The sequence below is a fragment of the Bradyrhizobium sp. LTSP849 genome, assembly GCF_000938255.1.
Taxonomy (GTDB): domain Bacteria; phylum Pseudomonadota; class Alphaproteobacteria; order Rhizobiales; family Xanthobacteraceae; genus Bradyrhizobium.
Genome location: NZ_JYMR01000055.1, coordinates 247,153 through 263,600 on the forward strand (window position 1 = coordinate 247,153; position 16,448 = coordinate 263,600).

Here is a 16,448-nt window from a genome sequence, read left to right on the forward strand (position 1 = left end):
CACCACGCTTTGTTACGGATCAAGCGTTCTTGCCACGCGCAAGCTCATATAGCTCATCCGGTTCGGTGGACCAAACCAGATTCGCGCCGCCGAACGGCCGGTCTGCAGGGAACGGCTGGCCGCGCCGCCTCGCAGGACGCGGCCCTTGCAGTCTCCCGTGACCCACGCAGAGCCATCCGTCGGAGCGCCGACGTAATTGTCGTGCCAGCAGTCCTCGACCCAGTCGTAGACGCTGCCATGGACCTCGTAGAGCCCGAGAGGATTGGCGGTCCGGGGCGTCGCCGATATCACCGACGTCATCGCGATGCCGATGTCGGCGATCAGATCGGCGGCCGTCGCCTCGGTCAGGTGTGGATCTACTCCATCGCCCCACCAGAACGCAGTGGTGGTGCCGGCGCGCGCGACGTATTCGCGCTCGGCTTCGCTCAAGAGCCGATAGGTGCGGCCGCTCGTGCGCGAGAGCCATTGCACGTAGTCCTTCGCCTCGTCCCACAGGATGCCGGTGACAGAATCGTACTCGTGATCCGCCGTCACCTCGGCGTGGCGGCTGCAACCCTTCGCCCTCACGCAGGCGTTCCATTCGTCGCAGGTCACGGGCGAACGTCCGACGCCGAAGCGCTGCACTGTCACCTGATGCTGCGGCCGTTCGTCCTCCGTGCTGCCGCGCTCGTCCGCGCTCGCGCCCATGGTGAAGGTGCCATCTGGAACGACCACCATCTCCGGACAGTGCTCGCACTCCCTGAACCGATCCTTCGGCCGAAGCGCTGTTTCCTCGTGCCGCGACAGCGGTTTTGAAAGCCGCATATCCAGCAACGACGAGTCGCTGCTCGCCAGGGCGAGCCCGGGCTGGGAACTCTGCTGCATCGTTTGCGCCGACGCGAGCGGCGTTGAAAAACCGGCAATGAGCAGTGCAAACAGGGCAAGCGGCCGGTCAACAAAGCTGACCATGTGGCCCTCCTGGTCACAGCGTGACCGTCAATGGCTTTTTCAAAAACGGGCTTCAAAAAGCGGCGCGTTCGCCGGCAATCGCAATATCAGTGGCGCAAAATTCGGCGAAGTTGCGCTCATCAATCTCACGATGATGCAGAGCGATTGTTTCAGACCGGTGTCGCCGCGCTTTAAAACGACTTCGTGGCGAAGCATTTTGCGCCTTTTGGCGGCGACAAAACGCCTCGGCTTCAAATCGGCCGTGCGCCCACCTCGATCCGCAAGCGAGGATTGCAGCGCCGACTGCTCAGGCCTCGCGCAGCTCCGATGGCGTCGTGCCAAAGCGCTTGCGGAAGGCGCGGTTGAAATAGGACAGATCGGAGAAGCCTGACGAATGCGCGATGTCGCTGATCTTGCGCGCCCTCGCGCGGGGATCGCCAAGCAGTTTTCGCGCCATCAGCAGGCGCTGCTCGAGCACGAATTCGGTGAAGGTCGTGCCGGCCTGCTCGAACAGCCGCTGTGCCTGGCGCGGGCTGAGCCCTGAGCGCGTCGCGACTTCGGACAGGCAGAGATCGTTACGGCCGAGTGCTGCCATCACGTCGGCGCGCATGAGATCGAGACGAGCCGCCGCATGGCCTCGGCCGCGCGCGAGCGCCGTGTGCTCGGCATCCGTGCCAACCAGCAGACCGACGAGATCCACCATATGCTGCGCGGTGAGGCGCTGGCCGACGGCGTCGAGATGCGGGGCATGATGGGCTGCGAGCGCGTGGTAGCGGAAGATGGTTTCGGCGACCGCACCGTCGCAGAGCACTTGCGACAGCTTCTCTTCGGCGCGCGGATTGATGTCGAGCAGCGCGCGACGCGGCATGCGGATGGTGGTGAAGCGGTTCTCATCGGTGTGGCCGACGGTGCCGATGATGCCCATATCGACCAGCACCATCTGCGCCGGCGCGAGCTCGACGCTATGACCGTTCTGCCCGACGCGGACGAGACCCGCATGCGCGGCGATCAGCACGAGATCGTCGCTGCCGTCGGCAAGCAAGCTCTGGGTGCGTGAATATTGCGCGGAGGCGCCTTCGGGAATGGCCAGCGCGATATTGTCGACCACACTGATCTGGAGCCGGCAATCGATGCTCTCGCCACGGCTCGGCCCGATATCCAGGCCACAGGGCCCGCAGGCCCGGTCGCGCCAATGCTCGAAGGCGGGGCCGTGCGGCAGGCCCGCATATTGGTGAATGAAGATGCCCGGCGGCTTGACTGCATCCATCTGATTTCTACCCCCTCTCCAGCACCACGATCGGTGGCGCTGACTATAAATTCCGGGGATTTGACGCCGCGGATGGCGGGGAGGTTCAAATCGGGGGCGGATTTGGTCGGGCTTGTCTGATTACGACGATGGAGCGGACAGCGGCGACAAGGACGAGCGCGGTGGCAGTCCTTTGGAACCGGCAACCTACTTCTTCGCGGGCACCTGCGGCTGCGTGGGCGGCACCGTCTCGATCAGCTTACCGGAAAACACCGGCGCCGAGGTCGGCTGGCCGTTGGGCGAGCCACCCGACTGCTCGACGGTGACGGCATAGGTCGCACCGTTGACGACGTCGGCATCGAAGCCGGCGAGCACCGGACGTGCAGTGAAGTCGCCGCTGCCGATCACGCCGAGCGAACGCGGGCGCGGCAGCTTGTCGGAGATCAGCCAGAGCTCGAAGCTCTTGCCCGGCTCCGGCGTCGCACCGACCTTGCGCACCGTGAAATTCTTGGTCGCACCATCGATGGTGAGGATGAACGCGGGTCCGCCGCTCTGGCCCTGCAACAGCGCAACATATTGCGCCGGCGCCGACAACGGCACGGTCGGGGTCTTCACCTCGACCGTCCGGACACGCGGTGCAGGACGCAGCGCGCCGGGCAGCGCATCGGGCGAGAAGATCTGAAGCGACAGCGTCACCAGCAGTGCGGCCGCGAGCGCGCCCACGGCGGAGGCGACATTGCGCCAACGCTTCACGCGACTCTCGAGATAGATCACATTGGTATCGTCGACGATTGGCACCTGCGTGACGGGCAGGACGCGCGGGTCGGGCGCGTGGGTCTGCGGGATAAACTGCGGCGCGATGTCCGGGATGACATCGGAGTCAGATTGCGGCGGTTCGGGCGGCTGCACGTCCAACGATGGAGCCTCGCCCAACGATGGAGCCTCGGGCAACCCAGACTCCGGCGATGACGGCTCCGGCGCATAAACCTCCGGCAGCGGCGGCGGCGCGTCCGCCAGCATCGGAGGCTCCGGAGATGCATCTTGCGATGATGCCGTCCGCGCGATCTCGCGCCTGATATTCTCCCACACGATCGGCCGCGGCTCGATCGTGCCGACCATCTGGTTGAGGACGCCGAGCCGGAATTCCCAGGCCTGCACGATCGCGGCGAACTCCGGGTCCACCGCCATGATGGTCGCGACCTGCGCACGCTCCTCGGCATCGAGTGTGCCGAGCGCGTATTCCGCGGCGAGCGCGATATGGTCCTCGCTGTAGGCCATCAATTGCAGTCCAAACCCATCCTCGTTCGTCCGGCCCTCATAGTCCAAGCCTTCATAGTCCAAGGCACTCCCGGATATCCAACATGCTGCGCCGGAGCCACGTCTTGATCGTGTTGACGGGCGCGGCAAATTTCTCCGCCAACTGGTCGCGGCTCCAGCCGTTGTAATAGGCGAGAAGCACGAGCCTCTGACGATCCGGCTCGAGCCGGCCGATACATTCCAGCAGCCGCTTCAACTCTTCGGACATCTCCCGGCGCGCCAGGGGATCGGGACTGTCGGCGGCGACTTCCATCGCCTGAGGCTCCTCCTCGATGGAGACTTCCGTCTTCTTGCGCACGATGTCGATGGCGCGGTTGCGCGCGATCGACGCCATCCACGTGATCGGTGACGACAGCGCCGGATTGAACTGGCCGGCGCTGTTCCAGATCTTGACGTAGGTCTCCTGAATGACCTCCTCTGCGAGATCCTGTCGGCGCAAGATACGGAGCACGACGCCAAAGAGTTTCGCGCGCGTGGCCCCGTAGAGGCGCTCGAACGCAGCCTGATCGCGCTTCGCCACCGCCTCAATCAGCCCAACCAGCTCTGCTGGCGTCAGCATTCAGCCCCCCAACGCGCAGGCCTCATCGCATCCCGCGCGGACCCTGGCACCCCTGCTACCATAGCGCGCGGCCAAGCCCCTCACCAAGGGGGCGGCGCGCCACACTGTGGACAGCAAATGCAAAAACCCGGACCTTGCGGGTCCGGGCTCGCAAATTCTCAGGCGATTTTGACTGCGGGCTGCGCCTTCAGGCGACGGCACCGATGCGGGAGCGCATCAGGCCGATGCTGTCGAGATCGGCCTGCTCGCGGGCGTTTTCCTCGGCGCGCTCGCGGGCCTGGTCGCGCTCGTCCAGGAGCTCGACCTTCTTCAACTCCTCGAAGGCCTCCCCGAGCGCGGCCTTGGCCTCGTCGAGCTGACCCTTCAGCTCGTCGGCCGAGCGCGTCAGGTTCTCGCGGCGCTGGATGGCGGCCTTGGCATAGGTCGGATAGGCGAAATGCGCGGGATCGTTGATTCCGGCGCGGTCCTGTTCGGTCTGGATCTCGCGATCAAGATCGGTCGACATCCGCTGGAAGTCGGCGATCATGGACTCGATCTGTGCGACCCGGCGGCGCTTCTCGTCGACCTGAAATTTCTTCAGGCGAATGAGGGTATCACGTGACTTCATCGACTCGTACTCCCCAGAAGTCCCTTAGCTGCACGTGGGACGACACCGGTCTCCCCACAGGCCCAATTTGGGCCAAGACCGGCTTTGCTACTCTGTGGGATGGGATGATGACGGGACAAAGTTAGCGTTCCGTTTCCAAATTGCCGAGGATTTGCGCCAACTGGCGGTAGCCGTCGGCAAGCGACGCATTTTCGTCCTTGCGCTGACGCAGGAAGGCCTCCAGGGGCTCATGCAGGCGGATCGCCTCGTCGACCTCGGGGCTGGAACCTGCCCGGTAGGCACCCAGCCGGATCAATTCCTCCATATCGGCATAGGTCGCCATCACCTGGCGCGCCCGCTGGATGGTCGGCCAGAACTGCTGGTCGGCCGATTTCGGCATGGTGCGGGAGACGGATTTGAGGATGTTGATGGCAGGGTAGCGGCCGCGCTCGGCGATCGAGCGCTGCATCACGATGTGGCCGTCGAGGATGCCGCGGACGGCGTCGGCAATCGGCTCATTATGATCGTCACCGTCGACCAGCACCGTGAAGATCGCGGTGATGGCGCCCTCACCGAGACCGGGGCCGGCGCGCTCCAGCAATTTCGGCAGCTCGGTGAAGACGGTCGGCGTGTAGCCCTTGGCAGTCGGCGGCTCGCCGGCGGACAGCCCGATCTCGCGCTGAGCCATGGCAAAGCGCGTCACCGAGTCCATTAGGCAGAGCACGTCCTGATCCTCGTCGCGAAAATATTCCGCGACCGCGAGCGTCAGATACGCGGCCTGCCGCCGCATCAGGGCCGGCTCGTCGGAGGTTGCCACCACCACAACGGAACGTGCCAGCCCCTCCTCGCCGAGGTCGTCCTGCAAGAATTCCTGCACCTCGCGGCCGCGTTCGCCGATCAGCCCGATGACGCTGATATCGGCATCGACGTTGCGCGCGAGCATCGAGAGCAGCACCGACTTGCCGACGCCGGAGCCCGCGAAGATGCCCATGCGCTGGCCGCGACAGCAGGTGAGAAAGGTGTTCATCGCGCGCACGCCAAGATCGAGCGGGGCACCGACGCGCTTGCGCGAATGCGCCGGCGGCGGCGAATTGCGGAACGGCATTGGCGAGGCGCCTTGCGGCAACGGCCCCTTGCCGTCGATCGGCTCGCCCAGCGCGTTGACGACACGGCCAAGCCAGGCCGACGACGGACGCACCTGATTGGCGGCATTGGCGATGACCGCCTTGCAGCCGCGGCGCACGCCGTCGAGGCCAGCGAACGGCATCACGACGGCATTGTTCCCGGAGAAGCCGATCACCTCGCAGGGGATCGAACGGTTCGCACCGGTCTCGATCACGAGCCGTGCACCGACCGACATCGCGTGGATAGGGCCGGCCACTTCGACCATCAGGCCGCGAACGCCGACCACACGGCCATAAATATTGACGCCGTCGATGTCGCCGATCTGTTCGGCAAGAGCCTTCATAATGGGGCCTTCATAGGGTGGCCTTCATAAGGGGCGCGCCTTCAGGATTGGGGCCTTCATGGCGAAAACCTTAAGTTTCGCCATATTTCTGAACGGCGCTTAACTTCGTGTTTACCCGCATCGTTAATCATTGCGTCACTGTCTTTGTGACTGAACGTGATTCCCCTTCAGAAGAAGGCTGAGTCGCGGGAGTCGGTTAGGCCCGTCTCTTAAAGTGGAACTTGAACGGCGTTGCGTGACGAAAGCTGCTTCCTACACAAGACCTTAGGGCGATTCGACAAAAATTGCACCCAAGGGCTTGCGTTCCAGAATCAGATTTTGTTAACCATCTATCGTCAGGATCCGAATCAGTTGTTCAAAGGCGTTTTGTTGAGTGCCGCGAATGCGGCCGACCTGACGCCCAGGAGCGGCGACTATGGGGAACTGGCATGCGCGTTTTGCTGATTGAAGATGACAGCGCCGTCGCGCAGTCGATCGAGCTGATGCTGAAGTCTGAGAGCTTCAACGTCTACACGACCGATTTGGGGGAAGAAGGCGTCGATCTCGGTAAATTATACGATTACGACATTATTCTTCTCGACCTCAACCTGCCCGACATGTCCGGCTACGACGTGCTCAAGCAGCTTCGGGTCTCCAAGATCAAGACACCGATCCTGATCCTCTCCGGCCTTGCCGGCATCGAGGACAAGGTCAAGGGTCTCGGCGTCGGCGCCGACGACTACATGACAAAGCCCTTCCACAAGGACGAGCTGGTTGCCCGCATCCACGCGATCGTGCGCCGCTCCAAGGGCCATGCCCAGTCGGTCATCCAGACCGGCGACCTCGTTGTCAACCTCGACACCAAGACGGTGGAAGTTGGCGGCCAGCGCGTGCATCTGACGGGTAAAGAATACCAGATGCTGGAGCTGCTCTCCTTGCGCAAGGGCACCACCCTCACCAAGGAAATGTTCCTCAACCACCTCTATGGCGGCATGGACGAGCCGGAGCTGAAGATCATCGACGTCTTCATCTGCAAGCTCCGCAAGAAGCTCGCGAATGCCTCGGAAGGCCGCAACTTCATCGAGACCGTGTGGGGCCGCGGCTACGTGCTGCGCGAGCCGCACGAGGTCGAAGAGCGCATTCCGGCCTGATCAGTTTACGTCGCAAGCCCTTCGGGGCTTGCTCCTCCCAGCCTGGACCCCGCCGCAAATGGCGGGGTTTTGTTTTTTGGGGGCTCGTCAGGCGCTGGCGAGCACGGAACGTGCGAGATCAGGGCTCCTGACCGGGCAGCGCGCGGCTGCCTCGCGCAGCCAGGCGATCAACCCAAAACCGATGACGAACCCGAACGCGAAGGTCGGAACCACGAAGGACCACAAGAACGGCCACGCGGGGACGTTGTCGACGACTGCCATGACCGGCATGGGGCTGACCTGGTGGATGGCCATCAGCACCCACAGCATGGTGGTCATGCCACCGCCGAACACGAGGCCATCACGCATCCGCCGAGTTATCCGGGACCGCCTGCTCCACGTCGAATCCTGCACCAGAAGCGCTGCCATCGCCGCGATCCCCCAGGGGAAGATCAGGAGCGGCAGTTCGTGCAGGAATACGTCGAGATAGGACTTCTGCGGAAACTGGTAGAAGTCGAACAGCGCCTGAAGCGGAAGGAAGAAGAGCAGCGCACTCCAGAGACCGATCGTCAGGATGAACCGGACCGGCAGCTGGCCGAAGATAGTGTCGTTCGCGAACGCGTAGTGCCGCTTGAAATAATAGACCAGCCAGAAGTTCACGATGAGGTAGAGCGGCGTTACCACCAGCGTCCGCAGCATGCCGACATACTCCTCTCCCGGCGTGTGGACGACCTTGCCGGATCCAATCAGCCACGCCAGGCACCAGACAAAGGCGAAGCCTGCCACGACCGCCACGAACTTCGCGATGCCGGGCGGGGACGGCTCCAGCGTGAAGCCGATAGCGCCCAGCCTTCGCCTGCTGCCGGCGAGCGACCATTCGCCGGCGAACGCAGCGCGCGCAGCGAACAGCAGGAGATTGTTGAGCAGCGCATCCATATCCTTGCGAAGATCCTCCAGCATGCATCCCGCCGCCGTCTGGGCGGCCAGCTGAAGCTGGCTGACCGCACTATGGCGGGTCGAGAGCTGGTCGAGCGCCTGCCAGTCGTCCGGCTCGACCTGGCTGTCTTCCATGATCGCGCCGTAGATCTCGGCGCAGCTCTTGAGCACGCGGACGGTGCGGAAGCACAGGGAATCGTAGACCGCGAGCAGCTCGGCATAGAGATCGGAATTGCGCTCAACAAAGGCCTCGTGGTCGGCGGCCCAGCGTTCGATATGAAGCATGAGCGCCGAAATCTTGAGGAAGCGCGACTGTATCGCGGTGGATTGCACGGCGCGGAAATCGTCGATCTGGTAGCCGACCCTGGACAGCTTGCGCTGGAGGCTCGGCATGTCGTCAGGGTTGACCTGGAACGGCGATGCGGCCAGCGCGTCACGCAGCGCGAGCGCGCTGACGGGAATGCCGGCCAACTCCTGGCAGAATTTTCGCCACGCCTTCGGCGCGACGGGAATGAGCCAGACGAACGTCAGGAGCCAGATCGCGGCGAGCGGCGACAGCTTGTCGGGAAGAAGGGCATAGATAACCAGAAACGGCGTGATGAAGACGGCGACACCAAACACGAACAAGGGCTTTGTCGTGAACGAGCGCGTGCCCTTGAGCGTATGGAACCTGAACCAGTAGAACAGCACGACCAGAAGCGGTCCGCCGAAGGACTCGAAGATCGCATTCAGGGGGTCTACGACATTATCGAGCGTCACGGTGAACTCCTATCGCTAGGGTTCGCTGATGAAGACGCACCGGATGCCGCAGCATCCGGCGGTCGTGCGAGAATTATGCAGCCTGGGCAACCATCTTGGCCTTCTGGACCAGGAGATCGATGTTGTCAGGTGCAAGCGCAATCGCGCTGTCCATATCGTTCTGGGCCTTCGCGGCGTCCTTGATCTGGGCATAGGCGTTGGCCCGGGACACCAGATATTTCGGTTCGTTCTCATTGGTCGCGATCGCCGTGCCGAAGGCTTTGATCGCCTCCTCGAGATAGCCGCGCTTGTCGTCGATGCCGGCGGCCGTCATGCTGACGATGCCCTTGATCCAGTAGAACTCCGGATTCTTCGGCTTCAGCTTGATGGCTTCGGTGATGTCGCTGAGCGCATTCTCGTAGAGACCGACCGTCACGTTGAAATTGGCTCTGCGCACGAAATATTCGGGCTTCGCCGGGTCAAGCTTCAGCATGTAGGCGAAACTCGCCGCCGCCTTCGGAATCAGCTTCTGCTTGTGCTGGAGCGTGCCAAGGTCGAAATAGACCTTTGCGAGCCGGACCGAGAGTTCGGCATCGTCGGCAAGCAGGCCGTGGAGCTCCTGCCCGCGCCGGGTCAGATCCTCCAGAGCCTCGATCGTGGCCGCACCGGCCGCGAGCGCCTCCATGAATTCGTCGCGCCGCTGCCGCAGCATTTCCTTCGAGGGGCGCGCCGCCTCGGACGGGCTCTCCGGCGGCTTCGCAGTTTCGACATCGAATATCCGTCCGTCGGACGAGCGCATGTAGAGAACCGGAATTCCCCATTCGACCCGCGATTTTTCCTGGATGAACTTGCGGGCCAGCATCAACGCATCGTCGATCGGACGGTTTCCGGCCAAGGCAGCGTAAAACCCTTCCGACATTGAGATCGCGGCATTGTCGGTGATGGGAAACTGCATCGCCACCACGGCGGGCAGCCATCCGGTCTTCATCAGACCGATCGCCGGATTGCCGAAACGATCGCCGACATTGATCCGCGCGCTCTCGCAGCAATTGAGCACGATCAGGCGCAGGCTGCGCTTTGCCCCCGTCAGCATCATGGCAAGGTCGGACGCAAACTTCTTCACCGGCTTGCCGTCCTCGTCGACCATGACGACGAAGCCGCTTGCGCCGGCCCCGGGCAACGCTTCCTCGATGCCGCCATGCCCAATGAAATGAAAGATGTGCCAGTCGCCTTCCAGCAGCTTCTTCATCAGGTCTCTTCCGCTCCCTCCCGGGACCCACTGGAAATCGACCTTGCCTTCGTGCTGGAGCGCATCGATGCCCTTGTTGATGCGATCGCGCTCCTTGACGACGTTGAGCTTCGGCCATTCGCTGGTCGAGGGATCGGCGATCATGCCGAGGATGCGCAGCGGTCCCTTGACGCCCATCCGGCCGACGCCGCCCGCCGTTTCGAGATACCGCACGATGGGACGCGTCAGGCTGACGAAGCCGGGCATGTCGTCTTCGTCGTAGAGATATTCCCAGGGCAGTCCGGCAAGGTCGGCCGCCTCGATGCGTAGCTTGATTCTCAGATCCTGCGCCGCGCCCTTGCTGCGTTCATAGATCCGCTGGATCGACGGCACGTCGGTGAAGACGCTGCGGAATACCCCGCGCCCGAAATCCCGCAAGACCTGTTCGCCGCGCGTCGCCGGCCCCTGGTGGTTTTTATCGTCGATTTCCAGAACGGCGTTTTCCAGCTCGCCCCTGAGCTTGGCCAGTTCGCCAGGCGCAGAGAACCAGAATTTGACCTGGCTCTTCGGCGCCTCGCCCGCCGGTGACTTGAGGACCCGGCCGTAATATTGCTGAGGGCCGCCACCCATGGGCAGATCGGAGCCGATCTCGAGCTCGAAATCTTCGTATTCGGCAACGGGCATTTTGAGCCTCACTCAACAAGATTTCTATTTGAACGAAGAATCCCTCGAATTAGCGTGGCTTGCGGCATCAATGGGCCACACTATCACACGCAACCTCGAGACGCATTTGTGAAGCATGTCTCACACGGCCCGAATATTTGTGCAGTGCCCAGCGTTCGCCGGCGAGCCGTTTCGTTTCTGGAGATCGAACCTATCCGCCCGGTGCGGTGACTAAGCGATCGTGCCAGACTTCGCGCCGTCAACGTCGGACCTCCCCCATGATCCTGCAATCGCTCGCCGGCCTGCCTGCTTTCCTGGTCTATTTCTGCACCGGGCTGATCGCGATAGTAGCGTATCTCTTCGTCTACACGCGGATCACGCCGCATAACGAGTTCCAGCTCATCCGCGAGAACGACACGGCTGCGGCAATTGCGCTCGGTCTCAGCCTGCTCGGCTTCGTGGCGCCGTTGTTCAGCGCGATCGCACATTCGGCCAACGTGCTGGACTGCCTGATATGGGCCTTCATCGCGCTGATCGTGCAGGTCGTCGTGTTCTTTCTCGTGAAGGTCCCGGTGCCGAACCTGTCGGCGCGGATCGCCGCTGGCGAGCTTGCACCGGCGATCTGGCTCGGGCTGTCCTCGCTCGCCGCGGGCATCTTGAACGCCGCCTGCATGATCTACTGACATGACAGAGAAGCCGTCCACCAAGGAGTTCGGCAAGCGCAGGCCGGCGCCGGTGTCACCGACACTGGGCGAGCCGGTGAAGCGTTCCCGCCATGTCGCACTGCTGGTGATGGGTACGATCGCGGTCGGCACCACCGCCTTCACGCTGATGCCGCGGCCGAATTGCTATCCCCCTCCTCCCGGGGCGCCAGTCCCCGGGACGTCAGCCCCCGGCGCGGTGGCGCCGGTACAGACGAGCACCAATTGCAGCAGCGGCTCGTCAGGCAGCGGCAGCTCGCACTGGTCGTCGCGGTCGAGCTTCTTCAGCAGCGACTCCTCGAGCCATTACTCGTCGGGGACCTCATCCGATTCAGGCTCCGGCGGCGTCACGCGCGGCGGCTTCGGCTCGTTTGCGCATGGCTTCTCGGGCGGCGGGTGAGGCGCGGGTTTGTGAGTTCAACGCCGCGCGCAGGTCTGCTTAGCTGGCTCCGGAGGATCACCGCATGAAACGTTCGCGAAGGGTCGTGCTCACCCTGATGGGTACTGCCGCAGTCAGCGCGGTCTCGATGGGATTTGTGAAGCGCGAGCGCCCTTGCGGCTCCGGGCTCGAAGCCGTTCCCGGCATCGACGGCAGGCCCTATTGCCGACCAGCCTATGGCGGCTTCGGCGGCACGCTGCATCACATGAGCGCGCACGGCCATGGTGGTCACGGTCACGGCGGCCACGGCGGCGGCTGACCCATGCAACGCATCGTCTGTCCCGAACGCGACGACTGGCAACAGACCGCCGAACAATGCGGCTTCGCCTTCCACACCATCGACGGCGAGCGCTATTGGGACGAGCGCGCCTATTACGCCTTCACGCTCGACGAAATCGAGCGCGGTATCGAGACCCCGACCGGCGAGATCGACGCGATGTGCGTGGAGCTCGCCGGCCGCGTGATCGGCGACGAGCGACACTTGCGGCGTTTGAAGATTCCGGAAGCGTTCTGGGACTTGATCGCGGCGAGCTGGGAGCGCGACGACCGCAGCCTCTATGGCCGGCTCGACCTGACATTCGACGGCGAGGGCCCGGCAAAACTGCTCGAATACAATGCGGATACGCCGACCTCGATCTTCGAGGCCGCGGTGTTTCAATGGACCTGGCTGGAGCAGGCGATCGAGCGGCGCATCATCCCCGCGCGTGCCGACCAATTCAACTCCATCCATGAGCGGCTGATCGAGGCGTGGAAGACGATTGCCGCGGGCCGTCATCTGCATCTGACCGGCACCACCGGCAATGAAGAGGACGCCGGTACGCTCGCCTATCTCGAGGACACCGCGCGTCAGGCGGGACTATCGACCACGCTCATTGACATCGAGGAGATCGGCTGGCGCGATGCAAGCGGCTTCGTCGATCTTGACGATCGCGACATCGCGCTCGCCTTCAAGCTCTACCCCTGGGAATGGATGTTCCACGACGCCTTCGGCGCAAAGCTCGCGGACGTATCGACGCGCTGGATCGAGCCGCCGTGGAAAGCCGTGCTCTCCAACAAGGGAATCCTGCCGCTGCTCTGGGAGATGTTTCCGAACCATCCCAATTTGCTGCCGGCTTTTTTCGAGGATGATCCGCGCGCAGCCGGGCTCGGCAGCTCCTATGTGCGCAAGCCGCTGCTGTCGCGCGAAGGCGCCAATGTCACGCTGGTCTCGGCCGGTGTTTCGCTTGACGCGCACGCAGGCCCTTATGGCGCCGAAGGCTTCGTGCGCCAGGCATTGTCGCCGTTGCCGAACTTTTCAGGCTTCTATCCGGTGGTGGGAAGCTGGCTGGTCAACCACGAACCGTGCGGTCTGTCGATCCGCGAGGACGAGAGCCCTATCACCGGCAACAGTTCGCGGTTTCTCCCGCATGCAATTTTGTGAGGTCTTCTTTCCTTCTCCCGCAACAAGGGGAGAAGGAAGAAAGCTCACCGCGCCGCGGCGATCTTCAGCGGCTGCGGCATCAACCCACCCATCGGGCGGCCGGAGCGCGCTGGATTGAGCTGGTAGAGGCCGCGGCGATCGGCGACGGGACGGAACGCGTCGGTGATGCCGACGACGGATTCGGCGGCGCCAAGCAGCAGCGTGCCGTCCGCCTCCAGGCCCTTCGACATGCGCTCGAAGATCACGGCCTTGGTACCCTGATCGAAATAGATCAGCACGTTGCGGCAGAAGATGATGTCGAACGTGCCGAGATGGGAGAAGTCCTGCAACAGGTTGAGCTGGCGGAACTGCACCATCGCGCGGATATCGGCATTGAGCTGCCAGATGTCGCCGACTTGCGCGAAGTATTTCATCAGGAACTGGATCGGCAGGCCGCGCTGCACCTCGAACTGGCTGTAGATGCCGGCCTTGGATTTCTCCAGCACCTCCTGCGACAGATCGGTGGCGACGATCTCGATGCGCCAGCCGGCGAGAGCAGCGCCCATCTCCTTGAGGCACATCGCGATCGAATAGGGCTCCTGCCCCGTCGACGAAGCTGCCGACCAGATGCGCAGCGATTTGCGCGCGGCGCGGGCCTGGATCAGGCCGGGCATGATGGTGTCGCGCAGATGATCGAACGGAATCTTGTCGCGGAAGAAGAAGGTCTCGTTGGTGGTCATCGCTTCGACCACGTCGGTCGCGAGCCGGCCGTCGCCGTTCCTGATCTTGAGAACGAGATCGGGGATGCCGGGCAGGCTCGCCTTGCGGGCGAGCGGCAGCAGCCGGCTTTCGACCAGATACTGCTTGTCGGGGGAGAGATCGAGACCTGAACGTTCTTTCAGGAACTTACGCAGATACTCATAGTCCGTGGGCGTCACGAGCGGTCTCCCGCAAACAGGCGATTGACCTTGGCGCCGATCTGGTTGAGCGGCAGGATTGCCGCGCAGATGCCGGCATTGGCGGCGGCGCCCGGCATGCCCCACACCACGCTGGAGGCTTCGTCCTGCGCGATCACGCTGCCGCCGGCAGCGACGATGTCCTTGCCGCCGCGCATGCCGTCCGAGCCCATGCCGGTCAGGATCACGGACAGGATGCTGCCGTGCCAGATGTCGATGGCGGAGGTGAACAGCGGATCGACCGCGGGCTTGCAGAAGTTGACGGCGGGGCCGTCATCGAGCGCGATTGCAACATCGGCACCATTGCGCACGACGCGCATGTGCTTGCCGCCGGGCGCGAGGTAAATGCGACCCGCCTTCACAGGCTCGCCGTCGACCGCCTCGGCTGCCGGCTTGCGGCTCGAACGCGCCAGATGCTCGGCAAGAATGGTGGTGAAGGTCGGCGGCATGTGCTGGGTGATCAGCACCGGGACGCGATCGATCACCGGACCGAGCTCGGTGACGAGCGCCATCAGCGCCTGCGGACCACCGGTCGAGGAGCCGATCAGCAGCACCTTTGGTGCCTGGGTCGAGAACGGGCGCGTGGTCAGCGGCCCCGACGACAGGGCATGCAGGGCCGGAGTCGCTGCGGGCGCGGCAGGGCGTGCGACAGCCGGTCCACGTGCGGCCGGAGCCGGGCTCGCGGGCGCCAGCGGCGGGCTCGCGACCGCGGGCTTCCTGCGCAGCCGCGCGCCGAGATGGCGGATCTTCTGAATGAGGTCATGGTGGAAGATGTCCGCGGCCGACGCCTCGCGCGTCGACTCCGGCTTCGGAATGTAGTCGGCGGCACCGAGCGACAGCGCCTTGAAGCTGATCTCCGCGTTGCGGCGGGTCAGGGTCGAGGCCATGATGATGACGAGGTCGCGCTTCTTCGCCAGCAGTTGCGGCAGCGCCGAGATGCCGTCGAGCTCGGGCATTTCAATATCGAGCACGGCGACGTCGGGATTGATGCGTTCGATCTGGTTGACCGCCTCGAGCCCGGTGCGCAGCGAGGCAGCGACCTCCATGTCGTGCTCGGCGCCGATCCAGCGCGAGATCAGACCGCGTATGACGACGGAGTCGTCAACGACCATCACCCGCAGCGGCCCGGCTTCGCGCGACGGGCTCGTGGTCGAACTACCTGCGAACGCAACACTCATTACTCACCAACTCAGACTGAAACGGTTCAGTTGAAGACAATCGCCGAAGGATCCGTACGGCCTCCGGGAATTCGCTCAGATAAGTCCGACTTCCTGGAATTTCGCCGTCACGATGTCCTTGTCGAACGGCTTCATGATGTACTCGTTGGCGCCGGCGTGCAGCGCGCGCGCAATATGCGCGACGTCGTTCTCGGTGGTGCAGAACACCACCTTGGGCTGGTCACCGCCGGGCATACGGCGCAAATGGCCGAGGAACTCGTAGCCGTCCATGACGGGCATGTTCCAGTCGAGCAGCACTGCGTCCGGGAGTCCGCGCTTGCAGGCTTCCAGCGCCTTCTCACCGTCCTCAGCTTCGAGAATCTGGAAGTCGAGGCCCTCCAGGATCCGGCGCGCAACCTTGCGGATGACGCTGGAATCATCAACGACGAGACAAGTTCGCATGTGAGCCTCTGCTTCCTGTCCCCTTTGCGGGGGCACTTCCAATTGCACGTCCGTCGGCGGCGGCGCCGCCGTATCAGGCCGCCATCATTTCGGGCGCGAGTTCGAGCACGCGATCGACGTCGAGGACGACCATGAGCTGGCCGTCGAGGCGGTGGACACCGCCGGCGAGCTTGGCCATGCGGGGGTCGAGGTTGACGGGGTTTTCTTCCTTGCCGTCCTCGGACAGGCGCAGGACCTCGCCGATCTGGTCGATCAGCAGGCCATAGGATTCACCGCGGAGATCAACGCCGACCGCCATCGGCACCTTGCCGTCCTCGGGCTTGGGCAGGCCGAGCCGGGCGCGCATGTCGACCACGGTGACGATGCGGCCGCGCAGGTTCAACACGCCCGCGATCTCGCGCGAGGACAAGGGAACGCGGGTGACGCGTTCGGGCATGAACACGTCCTGGACCCGGGAGATCGGCAGGCCGAACAGCTGGCCACCGATCATCGCGGTGACGTATTCGACCATGGCGCCTTCGCCCGTCTGCATCTTCTTGCTCATCTTTGCGTCTCCT

General features: G+C 63.7%; 17 protein-coding genes. 5 read left to right on the forward strand and 12 right to left on the reverse strand.

The genetic code is table 11. The annotated features are described in order from the left end of the window. Nucleotides 1-12: 12 nt before the first annotated feature. The 6 genes from UB31_RS37125 to fliI form a co-directional block, all read right to left on the reverse strand. A complete protein-coding gene (locus UB31_RS37125) occupies nucleotides 13-948 on the reverse strand; it encodes a formylglycine-generating enzyme family protein (RefSeq protein WP_050044933.1) in 936 nt (311 codons plus the stop codon). Nucleotides 949-1,234: 286 nt separating this feature from the next. Continuing rightward, nucleotides 1,235-2,194 (reverse strand): helix-turn-helix transcriptional regulator, encoded by a 960-nt coding sequence (locus UB31_RS37130; RefSeq protein WP_045014421.1) that lies wholly within the window; start codon nucleotides 2,192-2,194, stop codon nucleotides 1,235-1,237. Nucleotides 2,195-2,380: 186 nt separating this feature from the next. Beyond that, on the reverse strand, nucleotides 2,381-3,451 hold the full coding sequence (locus UB31_RS37135) for an anti-sigma factor (RefSeq protein WP_045014449.1): 1,071 nt from the start codon (nucleotides 3,449-3,451) through the stop codon (nucleotides 2,381-2,383). A gap of 52 nt (nucleotides 3,452-3,503) precedes the next feature. Beyond that, nucleotides 3,504-4,049 (reverse strand): sigma-70 family RNA polymerase sigma factor, encoded by a 546-nt coding sequence (locus UB31_RS37140; RefSeq protein ID WP_045014422.1) that lies wholly within the window; start codon nucleotides 4,047-4,049, stop codon nucleotides 3,504-3,506. Nucleotides 4,050-4,236: 187 nt separating this feature from the next. Continuing rightward, nucleotides 4,237-4,656 (reverse strand): flagellar export protein FliJ, encoded by a 420-nt coding sequence (gene fliJ / locus UB31_RS37145; protein ID WP_045002847.1) that lies wholly within the window; start codon nucleotides 4,654-4,656, stop codon nucleotides 4,237-4,239. Between the two features lie 121 nt (nucleotides 4,657-4,777). Continuing rightward, on the reverse strand, nucleotides 4,778-6,103 hold the full coding sequence (gene fliI, locus UB31_RS37150; RefSeq protein ID WP_045002848.1) for a flagellar protein export ATPase FliI: 1,326 nt from the start codon (nucleotides 6,101-6,103) through the stop codon (nucleotides 4,778-4,780). 428 nt (nucleotides 6,104-6,531) lie between these two features. On the opposite strand from fliI, the gene ctrA reads away from it, so the two are divergent. Next, a complete protein-coding gene (ctrA, locus tag UB31_RS37155; protein ID WP_007600544.1) occupies nucleotides 6,532-7,233 on the forward strand; it encodes a response regulator transcription factor CtrA in 702 nt (233 codons plus the stop codon). An 87-nt stretch (nucleotides 7,234-7,320) separates the two neighbouring features. Here the strand turns inward: ctrA and UB31_RS37160 are convergent, their stop codons facing one another. Together UB31_RS37160 and UB31_RS37165 are read right to left on the reverse strand one after the other, a co-directional pair. Continuing rightward, a complete protein-coding gene (locus UB31_RS37160; RefSeq protein ID WP_045014423.1) occupies nucleotides 7,321-8,907 on the reverse strand; it encodes a hypothetical protein in 1,587 nt (528 codons plus the stop codon). Nucleotides 8,908-8,980: 73 nt separating this feature from the next. Next, nucleotides 8,981-10,798: a CHAT domain-containing tetratricopeptide repeat protein gene (locus UB31_RS37165; RefSeq protein WP_045002850.1), complete on the reverse strand. Its 1,818-nt coding sequence runs from the start codon at nucleotides 10,796-10,798 to the stop codon at nucleotides 8,981-8,983. Between the two features lie 257 nt (nucleotides 10,799-11,055). Here UB31_RS37165 and UB31_RS37170 point away from each other — a divergent pair, with 257 nt between their 5' ends. The 4 genes from UB31_RS37170 (at nucleotide 11,056) to UB31_RS37185 (ending at nucleotide 13,337) form a co-directional block, all read left to right on the forward strand. Further along, nucleotides 11,056-11,460, forward strand: coding sequence for a DUF350 domain-containing protein (locus UB31_RS37170; protein ID WP_045002851.1), 405 nt, complete (start codon nucleotides 11,056-11,058; stop codon nucleotides 11,458-11,460). A gap of 1 nt (nucleotide 11,461) precedes the next feature. Then, nucleotides 11,462-11,878: a hypothetical protein gene (locus UB31_RS37175; RefSeq protein ID WP_045002852.1), complete on the forward strand. Its 417-nt coding sequence runs from the start codon at nucleotides 11,462-11,464 to the stop codon at nucleotides 11,876-11,878. 64 nt (nucleotides 11,879-11,942) lie between these two features. Further along, the gene (locus UB31_RS37180) at nucleotides 11,943-12,176 is read left to right on the forward strand and encodes a hypothetical protein (protein WP_045002853.1); all 234 of its coding nucleotides are present in this window, start codon (nucleotides 11,943-11,945) and stop codon (nucleotides 12,174-12,176) included. 3 nt (nucleotides 12,177-12,179) lie between these two features. After that, a complete protein-coding gene (locus UB31_RS37185; RefSeq protein WP_045002854.1) occupies nucleotides 12,180-13,337 on the forward strand; it encodes a glutathionylspermidine synthase family protein in 1,158 nt (385 codons plus the stop codon). Between the two features lie 44 nt (nucleotides 13,338-13,381). On the opposite strand, the gene UB31_RS37190 is transcribed toward UB31_RS37185, so the two are convergent. From UB31_RS37190 to UB31_RS37205, 4 genes are all read right to left on the reverse strand, one after another. Further along, a complete protein-coding gene (locus UB31_RS37190; RefSeq protein ID WP_045002855.1) occupies nucleotides 13,382-14,254 on the reverse strand; it encodes a CheR family methyltransferase in 873 nt (290 codons plus the stop codon). After that, nucleotides 14,251-15,450: a protein-glutamate methylesterase/protein-glutamine glutaminase gene (locus UB31_RS37195; protein ID WP_045002856.1), complete on the reverse strand. Its 1,200-nt coding sequence runs from the start codon at nucleotides 15,448-15,450 to the stop codon at nucleotides 14,251-14,253. The genes UB31_RS37190 and UB31_RS37195 overlap by 4 nt, the downstream gene beginning before the upstream one ends. Nucleotides 15,451-15,525: 75 nt before the next feature. Next, entirely contained in the window at nucleotides 15,526-15,891 is a 366-nt protein-coding gene (locus UB31_RS37200; protein WP_007600538.1) for a response regulator, read from the reverse strand. 73 nt (nucleotides 15,892-15,964) lie between these two features. Further along, on the reverse strand, nucleotides 15,965-16,435 hold the full coding sequence (locus UB31_RS37205; RefSeq protein WP_045002857.1) for a chemotaxis protein CheW: 471 nt from the start codon (nucleotides 16,433-16,435) through the stop codon (nucleotides 15,965-15,967). Nucleotides 16,436-16,448: the final 13 nt, after the last annotated feature.

Coding starts and splice junctions, on each gene's coding strand:
- UB31_RS37185 (WP_045002854.1), top strand. CDS start 12,180: ATGCAACGCATCGTCTGTCCCGAACGCGACGACTGGCAACAGACCGCC.
- UB31_RS37195 (WP_045002856.1), bottom strand. CDS start 15,450: ATGAGTGTTGCGTTCGCAGGTAGTTCGACCACGAGCCCGTCGCGCGAA.
- UB31_RS37180 (WP_045002853.1), top strand. CDS start 11,943: ATGAAACGTTCGCGAAGGGTCGTGCTCACCCTGATGGGTACTGCCGCA.
- UB31_RS37140 (WP_045014422.1), bottom strand. CDS start 4,049: ATGCTGACGCCAGCAGAGCTGGTTGGGCTGATTGAGGCGGTGGCGAAG.
- UB31_RS37170 (WP_045002851.1), top strand. CDS start 11,056: ATGATCCTGCAATCGCTCGCCGGCCTGCCTGCTTTCCTGGTCTATTTC.
- UB31_RS37135 (WP_045014449.1), bottom strand. CDS start 3,451: ATGGCCTACAGCGAGGACCATATCGCGCTCGCCGCGGAATACGCGCTC.
- ctrA (WP_007600544.1), top strand. CDS start 6,532: ATGCGCGTTTTGCTGATTGAAGATGACAGCGCCGTCGCGCAGTCGATC.
- UB31_RS37130 (WP_045014421.1), bottom strand. CDS start 2,194: ATGGATGCAGTCAAGCCGCCGGGCATCTTCATTCACCAATATGCGGGC.
- UB31_RS37125 (WP_050044933.1), bottom strand. CDS start 948: ATGGTCAGCTTTGTTGACCGGCCGCTTGCCCTGTTTGCACTGCTCATT.
- UB31_RS37205 (WP_045002857.1), bottom strand. CDS start 16,435: ATGAGCAAGAAGATGCAGACGGGCGAAGGCGCCATGGTCGAATACGTC.
- UB31_RS37200 (WP_007600538.1), bottom strand. CDS start 15,891: ATGCGAACTTGTCTCGTCGTTGATGATTCCAGCGTCATCCGCAAGGTT.
- fliJ (WP_045002847.1), bottom strand. CDS start 4,656: ATGAAGTCACGTGATACCCTCATTCGCCTGAAGAAATTTCAGGTCGAC.
- UB31_RS37165 (WP_045002850.1), bottom strand. CDS start 10,798: ATGCCCGTTGCCGAATACGAAGATTTCGAGCTCGAGATCGGCTCCGAT.
- fliI (WP_045002848.1), bottom strand. CDS start 6,103: ATGAAGGCTCTTGCCGAACAGATCGGCGACATCGACGGCGTCAATATT.
- UB31_RS37175 (WP_045002852.1), top strand. CDS start 11,462: ATGACAGAGAAGCCGTCCACCAAGGAGTTCGGCAAGCGCAGGCCGGCG.